Annotated in this window: 2 protein-coding genes; both read right to left on the bottom strand. The window is 44.3% G+C overall.

Translation table 11 applies throughout. The features are described from left to right. Window positions 1-352: 352 nt before the first annotated feature. Window positions 353-8,299, bottom strand: a complete 7,947-nt coding sequence (locus K7B67_RS11960; protein WP_252176109.1) for a hypothetical protein — start codon at window positions 8,297-8,299, stop codon at window positions 353-355. 357 nt (window positions 8,300-8,656) lie between these two features. Next, entirely contained in the window at window positions 8,657-16,705 is an 8,049-nt protein-coding gene (locus tag K7B67_RS11955; RefSeq protein ID WP_252176108.1) for a hypothetical protein, read from the bottom strand. Window positions 16,706-16,711 lie beyond the last annotated feature (6 nt).

Raw genomic sequence — 16,711 nt, 5'->3', positions numbered from 1 at the left:
CATTCCAAAAATGACCAGCAGCGTAAAAAGGAGAAACTTCAACAGTCTTCTGTGACAAACAAGCATACAGTTGCCGTAGATCCTATTTGATAATTATTAATCAGAGTTAACCTGCTAAATAACAGTTTTTATTTTTACTGATTGAATGAATTGTTCTGATCTCTGTTCTGAATTCGGTTCTGAACTCGGTTCTGAACTCTAAAGAGTTTGAGGAAAAATAGCAGTGGGTTCAGAATGTGGCAAGATGTAACGATGATCTGGCACAGGGCGTGTTGGGGGGATGATTGGGCAACGACGGGCGCGTAGACTTAGCCAGATGAGCAGAGTTGGAATGCATAAGGATAGGTGGAACCTACTGGTCAGCTGTTAGTTGAATTAATAGTTGTTTTTGAGTATTAAAACGATCTAAATGGTAACTTGCCTTTTGTTCGTCTCCCAGGGCGAGGTCGGTAGCGGCTGTGATCCAGTGGAAATAGCTCAACCAGATAGCAAGATCAACGCCACCGTACTTTTTGAATGCGGTGATCATGGCCTCTCGATTATCATCGTACATAACCGTTAGGTCGCCAATTGCCAGAAGTGCTAAAAAAACCTTTTTCATTTCTCTATTTTTTTCAATCTTCTGTGTCATTATATTCCAGAACTGATCCTGTTCGTTGTCAGGATTACCATTGAGTATCTCGTAAGCCCATAAATAACCGTGAATCAGGGCTGATTTTGTGCGATGTTTCTTCACAAGAGCATTGCTTATAAGTTCATAATTTGGGTGAGATTCCAGCCGGGGCAGGTTATAAATAAAGTCATCGAAACCAGTTTCAGGTTGCGGTGTTTCCTGCAACGCTGTAAGCAATTTTGTATAGTCAGACCGACTTATTTGATAACTTGCACTATGCTCTGATAATTGATCAATATCAGAAATGGTTGCTTTAGATGATGTATCCAGTACCTCTGATTCACCCAACACAAAAACTTTGACAAGGCTTAAATAATTTTTAATAGGTTTTGGCCTGTCACTGTTTTTGATTTCACTGTCCAAAAGCACACCATATTCTTTTGGTCTTTCTTTAATGTTTTTCTGCTTTAACTCCTCCAGTGGTTTCAGAAGTATTCTTTCTATACTGTCCGGGTCACTGACTTTGGGAAATAAGGCTTTTTCAACTTCAGAGCCATCATCGCTGAACACAAACTGGCTGTGATGGATTGCATTGCGAATCAAAAGATACTTTGCGATCATTGCCGGCCAGCCAGCCTGTGGGGTATGCAGAAGATTAAACTGTTCATTAGTAAAGATTCTGATGGCTGCCTCAGCTGCAAGGTGTACACCAAGCGCAGTGCTTGCTAACAAGCTGGGCAAAATTTTCGTAACAATCCCACTGGCTTCAATAAAGATCTTTTCCTCCGGATTTTTGGTGGTTGGGAACTGAATAACAGGCTTATCAGCCAAGTCTGTTTGTGAGGCTTCGGATGTTTCATCCTGATGGTACTGGTAGTCGTTTGCCAGCCGCATGAGTATCAGTGACTCAAGATAACCACCATAATGGAAGCCAATTATACGTGATTGCTTGAAATGCTCATAAGCGCTGACCAGAAGTCTTTTGCGAGCGGTTAATATTACCCGATCGTGGTCAGAACTTGTTTGCGCTTCCAGAAGCGTCAATCCAGCCAGACAATGAAGCCAGCCTGATTCAAAATCTGATTTACTTTCATCTTGCTTTAAACGTTGTACTATTTTCTGATAGCCCACTTTTCTGGCTTGCTCAATAGCAAGAAGAAACGCATTTTCGTTTCCTAGCATGAATTCTTGCTTGAGGGTACCATCAAAGACAGGAAGATTGTTCTCCTTTGCTATTAAGTGACGATCAACCGTCTCGACTGGCTCATGCCATATATGATTTTCAAACAATTTACGCATTATTCTCCAACCGTTTTCATTACTCTGGTGAGTGTGTGCCTCTACTGCATTTCCACCAAATTGCTTAATCGTATACTCGTGAATTAATAAAAGGATGTTGTACCAGTGTGACCAACTCCCGGCCGCCAGTTCAGGGAACAGGCTCGTTAATTTTATTAGAAATTGTAAGTTATGACCAAAGCAATGGGCTGTGAGGTAAGCTTGGAAACTGGGGTGAAATTTTTCAAGATAATAGAAATTGGGCTTTACTTTTGTTGTTATACCAATCAGATAAAAAGCAAGTTCTATGGACTCTGCCCTTGCCCAATTTTCAAAATTCTTACTTTCAGCGAGTAGCTCCTGTACTTTTTTAAGGAATAGGGCATTCACTGAGTTTGATGAATCACGCCCCCTCGCAGAAAAGCGTATGATAATTGAGGTTATATCTGAGCTTTGAAATTGAAGCAAGTCCATTCGACCAGTAGCAAAGTGAAGTGCCAATTTTAAAATTGCTTCCATTTTCATTTCCTCTGCCCCTGTATCTGCCCCTGTATCTGCCCCTGTATCTGCCCCTGTATCTGCCCCTGTATCTGCCCCTGTATCTGCCTCTGCCTCTGCCACTGCCTCTGCCACTGCCTCTGCCACTGCCTCTGTCTTTACCGACAGCATTGAAACAAGCTCTGCCGTTTCCATTACTGCCGCTTCCACTACTGCCTGATCTGTTGCTGTTAGCCTGGCCGCTAACTCCACCATTTGTTCATGTTGTTGGTCTTGCAGTTGCCGGGCATTTTTAAATATCTCGCTCATTCGAGTTAAAATAAAATCAACTGCGCCATCAGAGCCTTTAGCCGGAAGCTGTTCCATAAACTCTCTGAGTAGACGTATCGAAGGTGTTATTCTACCCGGTATATTACTTTTCGGATTGTTCAGGTAAGTGTCTGCATCAAAGGCCAGTTTCAGCTCGAAAGGTTTTGGAATCAGCAGCAGCCGCTTGAGCAACAGTCCCGCCAGAACTGCGTGATTTATCTCCGATTCCAATAAAATCTCAATAGACTGTGACACCCCGGAGAATCCATATAAACAGGCTTGTGTTGTTTGCGGGGCCTTTTTTTCTATAGCATAATCAAAAAACATTAAGAGCATTCCGGCATAAGGGAAGTAGACGTTTTGAGCGTGTATAATAGTCTCATGTATCTTTTTGGCGTTGCGCTTGACTTCCGGGGTAAAGGACAACTCAATGGTTTTATTATCATCTGCTATTTTGGCCCCCATCATGGCCAGTGCCTTCAGAAAACAGTAATAACCCATTCCCAGCTCGTTGGTTCGATTTTTATTTTTTAATAAAGCCTTTTTGAAGGCTAAGATCTGCTTTTCTACCTGTTTCAAAAATTTTTCTGGGTTTTCCTGCATGGAGTTGACTTCCTGAATAATCTTATTATCCAGTTGCAACACATACTGGTTATGCAGTGCTTTATTGAATACTTCTTTTGATACTCTGATGCCTGGTTTCAGTTCTTCTGGTTGTCTGGCTGTGTTGACTGATCTTTTTGTTTTTTCAGGATTGGCTTGCTTGGAACTGGAAGCTTGAAGCTGGAAGCTGGAGGCTGGAAGCTGGATCTTTTTGGGTTGAATAAAATCTCTTGAAATCAACAAAGACTTGGCTAGAATCCAGTTTTCTATTAAATGAGGCTTGGATTTTTTAATGGCTTTATTGCTTATTTTGGTGTGATATCCGTCAAATATTTCTTTTTCACTCTCCCTGTCTTTGCTTAATGAAGCTTTGAGATAGTCTTCCCAAAAACCCATTTTCCAAAAGGCGATCAATTTGGGTTGATTATTTTTGATCAATTGTCCGGTATGCTCAGTGCCCATAAATGCCCTCAGGTCAGTCATGGCGAGCACCTGTGGGAAACCGAGTAGATCAAAGAGTTGAGATTTTTTCTTGGAGGCTGCCTTAATTTGCAGAATGTTGAGGCTGTGATGCCAAAGCTCATTTCGAATCTGGCCTGTTGCGGGTTCTTCTTTTCTCTCCAGTATCAGTTTCAGTGAAGCGACGGTTTGTTGTAGCTCCTGAGTCTTGGGGCGGATGGCTTTCAGGGCTGTTACTATAGCGCCGTTATCCGGTTCTCTCAGGGCGTTGATAATGGCCTTCACTTCTTTGCCCCTGTCTGAGAGGTTTGACTCTTTAGCTAACCCCTGTTCAATCTTTGGCAGGGTGATGACATCGCTATCCTGATAGAGCTGAGCCAGAAATCCGTCACTCAACAGGCCTTCAATGTTTACCTGATTGGAGCTTGTCTCTCTGGAAGTCATGCTTTGTAACAGCCGGTTTACAGGCTCTACCTGGGGCCAGCCTGCCGGATGATGGCTGTGCAATTGCATCCCCATTAATAATTGATAGGCAAGAGGTATACCGGCAATGGCTGCGGGTAGCAGCAGCTCGTAGGCTTTTTCATAGATCTGAAGTGCTTTTGATCGTTCCGATGGCAGTTTTTGGTTCAAAATGATCAACGCCTGAACCAGTTGTGCGTAGGGGAAATGGTGCTCATAAGCGGCCTGTTCTAACTCTATGCGTTGCTGACTGCTCAGGGTATGAGTCAGATTGATGGTGATGACTGGTTGATCTTTAGATGTATCAGCAGAGGCTCCGGAACAGGTCAGTACTTGCAGGGTTTTTGCTTTTCCTTTGTTCAGTTGGTTTAGCAGTATATCGAGCTCTGTACCGGGCTTTGGGTTTTCTTCAGAGGGCTGGCTTTCTTCAGAGGCCTGGCTTTCTTCAGAGCGCCGGCAGTGTCCTGTTTTTGCTGCTAAATTCAGTTCACCCGGCAAGTTATTCTCCATCTCTTTAAGCCAGTTTGATATTTCTACGGACTGAGACAATGCTGTTTCGTAATCGATTGTATCCGGAATTGGCTTTTGGACGACGGTTTTCTTCTTTTCTTTTTTTGAGCGTTCAGCGGGATCAGGATTTGTTATCGTTTCGATATTTTCAACATAGGCAGTGCTGGCCACTGCTGTGTTGTCTGATAAAGGCTCAACGGCAACGGGTGCAGTTATTTGGGTGTCTTGTTTATTGTCAGCTTTCGGCTTGATATAAGGAAGCAGAAAGTCCGGTAATGTTAATGATTCTGGGGAATAGCTGAGCAGTGACTTTTGAATAATGTCCTGAACTTGTTGTTCAGCGTCGCTCGCCAGCAAGATTTTTAATGTATTTTGAGCATTGTGTACTTGTCGATTTTTCGTTTGATCAAGTTGTGTATCCTGAAGCAGTTTTTTAACCACAGTGGGCAGGCTTTGCATGAACAGTTTAGAACCTTTGTCAAAAGGTTCTGTATGTGCGAAATCGAAATACCCTTCAGGACCGACAGAAAAATGGATTGATAAGATTCGCCAGTTTTTTTCCTCAAAACAGCTGAATTCAAGGGTGTTTTCTGGGTTTTGACCCGGAAAGCAATTGATTTTTAAGGTGTGTAGTAGCGTTTTGTGCGGCACTATTGTTGAGCTGTCTAACACTATACCGAGAATGTTGTTATGTTTAACGTTAATGCCAGGCAGGGAGCTTCTTAGCTGATCTGCTATAGAGGTCGCAATCTCTTCCAGTGTTTTCATATCCGTAACGGCCAGGTCAATATTATTGGTAACAGGTGCCTTGCCCAGTACAGAGGGTTTAACTAATGACGAAAGATGTTGCCACCTGGCTAAGCCTGCATAAGCAAGGGCATTTTCGGTATTGGCAATAATGGTGCGGACTTCTGTATGGACTTTTCTAAAAACTGGCTCGAAAACGATAAGTGCTGGAATGACATAGCGGATATGCTGTTTTTTTACTAAAAATTCGCCCTCGTGATATTTATTTAAATGGCTGTCCAAAGGTTGTATGGCATCGTTTATTTTTGATATGGAGAGATCGGGAGCTATAAAGGGGATATATTTACTGGCAGAGTCTTCCCAGAAAAAAACGACCGCTCCAAGCACGTTTTTGTTGATGTAAAATAACCCATCGGGATTCTCTGTCTTGTCGAACGGGTAGCAAACCAGGCCAAATTTATTGTAAGAGCTGAACAGCTTACGTCCGAGGTCTCCCTGCATGAATTTAGCGGGTGCATTAAACGCCTGCTTGAGTGCTTCGCTGGCAGATTCTGCGTTGCAAGCAAGACTTTCCCGGCATAATAGAATGTCTTTTTGCCATTGTGGATACAGTGTCCATAAAGATTCTTCAAAGCGATTGTCTGCCAGCCATTTATTTTCAGCTTCGTTTAACTTGGAGTCAGTCAGAAAGTGAGTGAACCACAGGTTGTTGTCACGCTGATGAGACAGTTTTACCACGTAATTCTCGTGGAGCAGGAAGATAATGATCTTCTCAAACCTGCCCAGCAGAGGCCGTCGAGGTGTATGATTGTGATAGCTGCGGCCGTGATATCCTTTTTCACCCGAAATATTGACCTCTATAGAATTTCCCAGGGCTGTTGATGCCAGAATCATGTGTTGTTGGTTTATTGGATCAAAACTCCGAAGCATCTGGTTATATAATGTCTCACTTTTACAATCGGATAGTTGGCATTGGTGGTATAACCGTTCAAACATTCCCCTGGATCGAATGCCAAGTTGTTCTGGAAGAAAGTCCGATAAATGGCTCACTTTTTCCGGCAGAAGTTTAGAGAATTTGTGGAAATACATTAGATGTTCAAGCAAGCGGGCTGGTGGGGATTCTGCGTCTGCCGATGTAACCGGATGGCTTGGGCCCGGTGATGGCGGGTCATTATCGTCATCGCCAGCATTGTTCCTTTTGTCTGGGTCGGCACGTCGTTTATTTCTGTTGCCGCGTTGTTTTGCTTTTTGTTTAGAGGAGGAAGAAGCCGGGTCGGGCTGGTTTGCAGTTGCTCCATCATTTCCTTGAGCGCCAGAAACCATCATTTTGACCGATGGAAAATAAAGGTTGGCAGAGGATAAAAAAGGGGCGAATGGGTTTTCCGTTTTGGGCAATAAAGCCAGCGAGTTCCCGTTTGCCTGGCGGGAAGGTGATACACGACTGGAAAAGTATGAGTGGACAGGGTGTTCCGGAAACTCCCGGTTTAAATAAGCCCGCACATTATTCAGTAACTCAGGCCGCCGTTTGACAAACTGGTAAAGTGAGCCAGGGTCGTTTTGAATTTGCTCCCTTACCCGGTCATTGAGATTTTTGGGCAGGGATGATGAGCTGAATCCTGAGAGCATTCCCTGTAACTGATAGAGATTAAGCGGCGCATTGGCTACCGTGTTCACAAACAAAGCGGCCAGGTTGGGATAGGCACTGTCTATCAGGTTGCCAATTTCCGGTACGTCCCAGCCGAGATAACGATCCTTGAGGCTATAAGGAGCATCAGCGAACTGCATAAGCAGCACCGGGTCTCCTGCTCCCCAGAAATGGTATTTCCGATGTTTATCATTGCGGGTAATCAATAGAGAAGATTTTGACCAGGCCGAATCCCGGTCATTACCGGGCGATACTTTTTCCAGCGCCCAAAGATTAAAGTACTTGCCACTGATCAGTGGCGGGCTGGGTTTTATGGCGATCTCGGGAATACCGGGTTGATAAAGCCATTTTTGATCCGCCAGTTGATAAAGCCAGTGATGAGAGTGGCAAGCGTGTATTTTTTTGCCCAATAGCTCACCGTGGGAAGACAGGCAATGAATCGCCTGAGTGATCCGCTGAATGTGAACACTGTCTAAAGCGGTTTGACCGTCAGTGCTGATGCTTTCTTTTTTGGCAAGCTCAGGCAGTAGCCAGGGTTTTTCGTGATTCAGTGGGGAATGAATAAGAATACTCTGACACTGTTTATGATCGGTCAGTGAATGAGTGCAGATAATGGCCAGCAGGCGATTTTGCAGGTCTTCTCGCCAGGGACGCAGGAAAAGGGTGCTGGTATGGGTGTCATTCAGCAGTTTCCATAGTGATAGCCAGACAGACAGAGAATCACCATTGACGGGCTGCGTTTCTGGCGATGATGACGAGGGTGAGGCGGTGATCTGCCAGACAGGATGGTGGTCGATGCAACCGGTTTGCACGGATAAGCGGCTTTTCAGCAAAGGGTGGTCGAGAATCACTGGATGAGGTTTGCAATCGGGGGCATCACCAAAAGCCCGGGACAGTGAGGGAAAGCCATGCCTGAAAACAGGGTAGGGTACGCTTGAAGAAGGAAGCAGTTTTGCTAACGCAAGCCAGAACAGGTTACCCGACCACTGATGGGTAAAAAAAAGGGACAACTTTTTGAGTGTGCCAACGTCGTGTATTACGTAATAATGGCTACCCAGCCTCAGGTGGAAGTTATTGGCTTTAAAGCCAGCATAGATATCCAAAAAGCGGATTTCTGATGAGCTTTGCCAAGATTTATTCTGGTCGTTGGAAGCATAGCTTTTTTGTACGTTCATTCCAAAAATGAGTGGCAGTGCAAAAAAAAGAAACTTCAACAGTCTTCTGTGACAAACAAGCATACAGTTGCCGTACATCCCATTTGACAATTATTAATCAGAGTTAACCGGTTAAATAACTGTTTTATTTTTACTGATTGAATGAATTGTTCTGATCTCTGTTCTGATTTCTGTTCTGAATTCTAAAGAGTGTGAGGAAAAATAGCAGTGGGTTCAGGATGTGGCAAGATGTAACGATGATCTGGCACATGGCGTGCCGGGGAGATGATCGGGCAACGACTGGCACACAGACTTAGCCAGATCACCAGAGTTGGGATGCATAAGATGCAAAAAAAACGCCGTCCGGATAAGTGGAACCTACTGGTCAGTTGATTGTTGAACTTTTTGAATTAATAGTTGTTTTTGAGCTTTTAAATGATTGAAATGTTGATCTGACTTTTGCTGATCTTCCAGAAAAAGAGCGGTAGAGGCTGAGACCAAGTGGAAAAGGGGCAACCAGAAGGCAAGATTGGCACCATACTGTTTGAATGCGGTGATCATGGCCTCTCGCTTATCATCGTACATAACCGTCAGGTCAGCAGTTGCCAGAAGTGCAAAAAAAATATTTTTCAGTTCTGTATTTTTTTCAATCTTCTGTGTCATTATATCCCAGAACCGATCCCGTTCGGTGTCAGAACTATCACTGAGTATCTCGTAAGCCCATAAATAATAGTGAGCCAGGGCTGATTTTGTGCGATGTTTCTTCACCAGAGCATGACTTATAGCTTCATAATTTGGGTGAGATTCCAGCCGGGGCAGGTTATAAATAAAGTCATCGAAACCAGTTTCAGGTTGTGGTGTTTCCTGCAGCGCTGTAAGCAATTTTGGATAGTCAGACCGACTTATTTGATACCTTGCACTATTCTCTGATAATTGATCAATATCAGAAACGGTTGCCTTGGATGATGTATCCAGTACCTCTGATTCACCCAACACGAAAGCTTTGACAAGGCTTAAATAATTTTTAATAGGTTTTGGGGTTTCACTGCTTTTAATTTTATTGTCCAGAAGCAAACCATATTGTTTTGGTCTTTTTTTAACGTCTTGTATCCTTACCTCCTCCAGTGGTTCCAGAAGTATTCTTTCTATACTATCCGGGTTACTGACCTTGGGAAATAACGCTTTTTCAGCTTCAGAGCCATCATCGCTGAACACAAACTGAGTGTTATGGATTTCAAGGCAAGTCAAAAGATTCTTTGTGATCATTGCCGGCCAGCCAGCCTGTGGGGTATGCAGAAGATTAAACTGTTTATCAGTAAAGATTCTGATAGCTGCCTCAGCTGCAAAGCGTGAACCATACGAAGCGCTTTCAAGCAATTTGGGCAAAATTTCGATAAAAATCTTACCTGCCTCAATAAAGATCTTTTCCTCCGGGTTGCTGGTGTATGGGAACTGAATAACAGGCTTATCAGTCAAGTCTGTTTGTGAGGCTTCGGATGTTTCATCCTGATGGTACTGGTAGTGGTTTTTCAACCGCATGAGTATCAGTGACTCGAGATAACCACCATAATGGAAGCCAATATTATTTGATTGCATGAAATGATCATAAGCACTGGCCAGAAATCTTTTGCTAGCGGTTAATATTACCTGCTTACGGTCAGAACTTATTTGCGCCTCCAGAAGTGTCAATCCAGCCAGACAGTGAAGCCAGCTTAATATCCGTTCTGATTCACGATCTGATTTACTTTCATATTGTTTTAAATGTTGTACTATTTTCCGATAGCCCACTTCTCTGGCTTGCTCAATAGCAATAAGAAAAGCATTGTCGTTTCCTGACATGAATGCTTGCTTGACGGTACTGTCAAAGACAGAAAGTTTGTTCTCCTTTGATATTAAGTGACTATCAACCATCTTGACTGGCTCATGCCATATATGATTTTCAAGGCATTTGCGTAATTGTATCCACTCTTTTTCATGACTCTGGTGAAGGTATGCATCTTCTGCATTTCCACCGAACTGCGTGATTGTGTGCTCGTGAATCAATAAAAGGATGTTGTACCATCTCTCGCCCGCCAGTTTAGGGCAAAAGCTAGTTAATTTTATTAGAAGTTGTAAGTCATGACCAAAGTGATGGACTGCGAAGTAAGCTTGGGCACTGGGGCTAAATTTTTCAAGAGAAGAGAAATCTGGCTTTGCTTTTGTTGATAATCCAATTAAATGAAAAGCAAGCTCGATGATGTCTGCCTTTGCCCAATTTTCAAAATACTTACTTTCAGCGAGTCGCGCCTGTATTTTTCTGAGGAACAGGGCATCCACTGAGTTTGATGAAACAAGCTCCGTCGCAGAAAAGCGCATGATAATTGAGGATATATCTACGCTTTGAAATTGAAGTAAGTCCATTCGACCAGTGGCAAAGTGAAGTACCAATTTTAAAATTGCTTCCATTTTCGTTTCATCTAGCCCTGCCCCTACCCCTAACCCTGCCTCTGCCTCTGCCTCTGCCTCTGCCTCTGCCTCTGCCTCTGCCTCTGCCTCTACCCCCAGCACTAAAGCACATGCTGCCGCTTCCGTTATTGCCGCTTCCGTTATTGCCGCTTCCGTTATTGCCGCTTCCGTTGCTGTCATTTTCATTGCTGCCTGGTCCGCTGCTGCTATTGCCGTGTCCGCTAACGCCAGCATTTGCTGAAGGTGTTTGTCTTGCAGTTGCCGGATATTTTTAAACGCCTCGCTCATTCGAGTTAAAATAAAATCAACTGCGCCATCAGAGCCTTTTGCCGGAAGCTGTTCCATAAACTCTCTGAGTAGACGTACTGAAGGTGTTATTCTACCCGGTATATTACTTTTCGGGTTGTTCAGGTAGGTGTCTGCATCAAAGGCCAATTTCAGCTCAAAAGGTTTTGGAATCTGCATCAGTCGCTTGAGCAACAGTCCCGCCAGAACTGCGAAATTTAACTTCGATTGTAATAAAATCTCAATAGACTGTGACACTCCGGAGAATGAAGTTACACAGGCATCTAATAGTGTCGGGATCTCTTTTTCCATAGCATATTCAAAAAACAGTAAGAGCATTCTGGCATAAGGGAAGTAGACGTTTTCAGCAAGTATAATAGCCTCTTGTATCTTTTTGGCGTTGCGCTTGACTTCCGGGGTAAAGGACAACTCAATGGTTTTGTTATCATCTGACATCCTGGCTCCTATCATGGCCAGTGCTTTTAGAAAACGGTAATAACCCATTCCCAGTATGTTGGTGGGATTTTTATTTTTTATTAAAGCCTTTCCGAATGCAGAGATCTGCTTTTCTACCTGTTGCAAAAAAATTTCCGGGTTTTCCTGCATAGAGTTGACTTCCTGAATAATCTTGTTATCCAGTTGCAATAAATACTGGTTGTGTAGTGCTTTATCGAATACTTCTTTTGATACTCTGATACCTGGTTTTAGTGCTTCTGGTTGTCTGGCTGCGTTGACTGCTTTTTTTGTTTTTTCAGGATTGGCTTGCTTGGAACTGGAAGCTTGAAGCTGGAAGCTAGAGGCTGGAGGCTGGATCTTTTTGGGTTGAATATAATCTCTTGAAATCAACAAAGACTTGGCTAGAATCCAGTTTTCTATTAAATGGGGCTTGGATTTTTTAATGGCTTTATTGCTTATTTTGGTGTGGTGCCCGTCAAATATTTCTTTTTCACTCTCCCTGTCTTTGCTTAATGAAGCTTTGAGATAGTCTTCCCAAAAACCCATTTTCCAAAAGGCGATCAATTTGGGTTGATTATTTTTGATCAATTGTCCGGTATGCTCAGTGCCCATAAATGCCCTCAGGTCAGTCATGGCCAGCACCTGTGGGAAACCGAGTAGATCAAAGAGTTGAGATTTTTTCTTGGAGGCTGCCTTAATTTGCAGAATGTTGAGGCTGTGATGCCAAAGCTCATTTCGAATCTGGCCTGTTGCGGGTTCTTCTTTTCTCTCCAGTATCAGTTTCAGTGAAGCGACGGTTTGTTGTAGCTCCTGAGTCTTGGGGCGGATGGCTTTCAGGGCTGTTACTATAGCGCCGTTATCCGGTTCTCTCAGGGCATTGATAATGGCCTTCACTTCTTTGCCCCTGTCTGAGAGGTCTGACTCTTTGGCTAACCCCTGTTCAATCTTTGGCAGGCTGGCGACATCGCTATCCTGATAGAGCTGAGCCAGAAATCCTCCATTTAACAGGCCTTCAATGGTTACCTGATTGGAGCTTGTCTCTCTGGAAGTCATGCTTTGTAACAGCCGGTTTACAGGCTCTACCTGGGGCCAGCCTGCCGGATGATGGCTGTGCAATTGCATGCCCATTAATAATTGATAAGCAAGAGGTATACCGGCAATGGCTGCGGGCAGTAGCAGCTCGTAGGCTTTTTCATAGATCTGAAGTGCTTTTGATCGTTCCGATGGCAGTTTTTGGTTCAAAATGATCAACGCCTGAACCAGTTGTGCATAGGGGAAATGGTGCTCATAAGCAGCCTGTTCTAACTCTGTGCGCTGCTGACTGCTCAGGGTATGAGTCAGATTGATGGTGATGACCGGTTGATCTGTGGATGTATCAGCAGAGGCTTCGGAACAGGCCAGTACTTTCAGGGTTTTTGCTTTTCCGTTGTTCAGTTGATTTAGCAGTGTATCGAGCTCTGTACCGGGCTTTGGGTTTTCTTCAGTGGCCTGGCTTTCTTCAGTGGCCTGGCTTTCTTCAGTGGCCTGGCTTTCTTCAGTGGCCTGGCTTTCTTCAGTGGCCTGGCAGTGTCCTGTTTTTGCTGCCAAATTCAGTTCACCCGGCAAGTTATTCTCCATCTCTTTAAGCCAGTTTGATATTTCTACGGACTGAGACAATGCTGTTTCGTAATCGATTGTATTCGGAATTGGCTTTTGGACGACGGTTTTCTTCTTTTCTTTTTTTGAGCGTTCAGCAGGATCAGGATTTGTTATCGTTTCGACATTTTCAACATTTTCAACATTTTCAACATTTTCAACATAGGCAGTGCTGGCCACTGCTGTGCTGTCTGCTAAAGGCTCAACGGCAACGGGTGCAGTTATTTGGGTGTCTTGTTTATTGTCAGCTTTCGGCTTGATGTAAGGAAGCAGAAAGTCCGGTAATGTTAATGATTCTGGGGAATAGCTGAGCAGTGACTTTTTAATAATGTCCTGAACCTGTTGTTCAGCATCACTCGCCAGCAAGATTTTTAATGTATTTTGAGCATTGTGCACTTGTCGATTTTTCGTTTGATCAAGTTGTGTATCCTGAAGCAGTTTTTTAACCACAGTGGGCAGGCTTTGCATAAACAGTTTAGAACCTTTGTCAAAAGGTTCTGTATGTCCGAAATCGAAATACCCTTCAGGACCAACAGAAAAATGGATTGATAAGATTCGCCAGTTTTTTTCCTCAAAACAGCCGAATCCAAGGGTGTTTTCTGGGTTTTGACCCGGAAAGCAATTGATTTTTAAGGTGTGTAGTAGCGTTTTGTGCGGCACTATTGTTGAGCTGTCTAACACGATACCGAGAATGTTGTTATGTTTAACGTTAATGCCAGGCAGGGAGCTTCTCAGCTGATCCGCTATAGAGGTTGCAATCTCTTCCAGTTTTTTCATATCCATAACGGCCAGGTCAATATTATTGGTAACAGGTGCTTTGCCCAGCACGGAGGGTTTAACTAATGACGAAAGATGTTGCCACCTGGCTAAGCCCGCATAAGCAAGGGCATTTTCGGTATTGGAAATAATGGTGCGGACTTCTGTATGGACTTTTCTAAAAACTGGCTCGAAAACGATAAGTGCTGGAATGACATAGCGGATATGCTGTTTTTTTACTAAAAATTCACCCTCGTGATATTTATTTAAATGGCTGTCCAAAGGTTGTATGGCATCGTTTATTTTTGATATGGAGAGATCGGGAGCTATAAAGGGGATATATTTACTGGCAGAGTCTTCCCAGAAAAAAACGACTGCTCCAAGCACGTTTTTGTTGATGTAAAATAACCCATCGGGGTTCTCTGTCTCGTCGAACGGGTAGCAAACCAGGCCAAATTTATTGTAAGAGCTGAACAGCTTACGTCCGAGGTCTCCCTGCATGAATTTACCGGGTGCAGTAAACGCCTGCTTTAGTGTATTGCTGGCAGATTCTGCGTTGCAAGCAAGACTTTCCCGGCATAATAAAATGTCTTTTTGCCATTGTGGATACAGTGTCCATAAAGATTCTTCAAAGCGATTAGCTGCCAGCCATTCATTTTCAGCTTCGTTTAACTTGGGTTGGGTCAAAAAGTGAGTGAACCACAGGTTGTTGTCACGCTGATAAGACAGTTTTACCACGTAATTATCGTAAAGCAGGAACTTAATGATATTTTCAAACCTGCCCAGGAGAGGCTGTTGAGGCGTATGATTGTGGTAGCGGTGGCTGTGATATCCCAGGTCATCAGCAATAGTGACCTCTATAGAATTTTCCAGGGCTTTTGATGCCAGAATCATGTGTTGTTGGTTGATTGGATCAAAACTCCGAAGCATCTGGTTATATAATGTCTCACTTTTACAATCGGATAGTTGGCATTGGTGGTATAACGGTTCAAACATTCCCCTGGATCGGATGCCAAGTTGTTCTGGAAGAAAGTCCGATAAATGGCTCACTTTTTCAGGCAGAAGTTTAAAGGAATCGTAGCAATGCATTAGATGTTTAAGCAAGCAGGCTGAAGATGCTGCGTCTGCCGGTATGGCCGGATGGCTTGGGCCCGGTGATGGCGGGTCATTATCGTCATCGCCAGCATTGTTCCTTTTGTCTGGGCCGGCACGTTTTTTATTTCTGTTGCCGCGTTGTTTTGCTTTTTGTTTAGAGGAAGAAGCCAGACTGGGCTGGTTTACAGGTGCTCCATCATTTCCTTGAGCGCCAGAAACCATCATTTTGACCGATGGAAAACGGAGTGATGTATCTGACTGATAAAGATAGTCAGAGGATAAAAAAGGGTCGAATGGGTTTTCCGTTTTGGGCAATAAAGCCAGCGAGTTCCCGTTTTCCTGGCGGGAAGGTGATACACGACCGGAAAAGTATGAGTGGACAGGATGTTCCGGAAACTCCCGGTTTAAATAAGCCCGCACATTATTCAGTAATTCAGGCCGCCGTTTGACAAACTGGTAAAGTGAGCCGGGGTCGTTTTGAATTTGCTCCCTTACCCGGTCATTAAGACTTTTTGGCAGGGATGACGAGCTGAACCCTGAGAGCATTCCCTGTAACTGATAGAGATTAAGCGGCGCATTGGCTACCGTGTTCACAAACAGAGCAGCCAGGTTGGGATAGGCACTGTCTATCAGGTTGCCAATTTCCGGTACGTCCCAGCCCAGATAACGATCTTTCAGGCTATAAGGAGCATCAGCGAACTGCATAAGTAGTACCGGGTCTCCTGCTCCCCAGAAATGGTATTTCCGATGTTTGTCATTGCGGGTAATCAGTAGAGAAGACTTTGACCAGGCCGAATCCCGGTCATTACCGGGCGATACTTTTTCCAGCGCCCAAAGATTAAAGTACTTCCCGGTGATCAGTGGGGGACTGGGTTTGATAGCAATCTCGGGAATACCGGGTTGATAAAGCCATTTTTGATCCGCCAGTTGATAAAGCCAGTGATGAGTGTGGCAGGCGTGTATTTTTTTGCCCAATAACTCACTGTGGGAAGACAGGCAATGAATCGCCTGAGTGATCCGCTGAATGTGAACACTGTCTAAAGCGGTTTGACCGTCAGTGCTGATGCTTTCTTTTTTAGCCAGCTCAGGCAGCAGCCAGGGTTTTTCGTGATTCAGTGGCGAATTAATCAGTACACTCTGACACTTTTTAGTGTCTGTAACCGTATCTGTAACCGGATCAGCCTGGCAGATAACGACTTGCAGGCGATTTTGCTGACCTTCTCGCCAGGGGCGCAGGAAAAGGGTGCTGGTATGGGTATCATTCAGCAGTTTCCATAATGATAGCCAGGCAGACAGAGAGCCACCATCGACAGCTCGTATCTCTGGCGATGATGACGAGGGTGAGGCGGTGACCTGCCAGACAGGATGCTGGTCGATGCAACGGGTTTGTACGGATAAGCGGCTTTTCAGCAAAGGGTGATCGAGAATCACCGGATGAGGGTTGCAATCAGGGGCATCACCAAAAGCCCGGGACAGTGAGGGGAAACCATGCCTGAAAACAGGGTAGGGTACGCTGGAAGAAGGAAGCAGCTTTGCCAACAGAACCCAGAACAGGCTACTCCGCCATTGGTTCTTGAGCAACAGGGATAATTTAACGGGTGTCCCAGCGTCGTGTATTACGTGATAATGGTTACCCAGCCTGAGGTGGAAATTATTGGCGTTAAAGCCAGCGTAGATATCCAAAAAGCGGATTTCTGATGAGCTTTGCCAAGATTTATTCTGGTCGTCGGTAGCGTAACCTGTTTGTACCTTCATTCCAAA

It is taken from the genome of Endozoicomonas sp. 4G (genome assembly GCF_023822025.1).
GTDB lineage: Bacteria > Pseudomonadota > Gammaproteobacteria > Pseudomonadales > Endozoicomonadaceae > Endozoicomonas_A.
This window is presented reverse-complemented; position numbering and strand designations above follow the sequence as displayed.

Excerpts from the sequence above, each read along its gene's own strand:
- K7B67_RS11960 (WP_252176109.1), bottom strand. The coding sequence starts at position 8,299 with ATGAACGTACAAAAAAGCTATGCTTCCAACGACCAGAATAAATCTTGG.
- K7B67_RS11955 (WP_252176108.1), bottom strand. The coding sequence starts at position 16,705 with ATGAAGGTACAAACAGGTTACGCTACCGACGACCAGAATAAATCTTGG.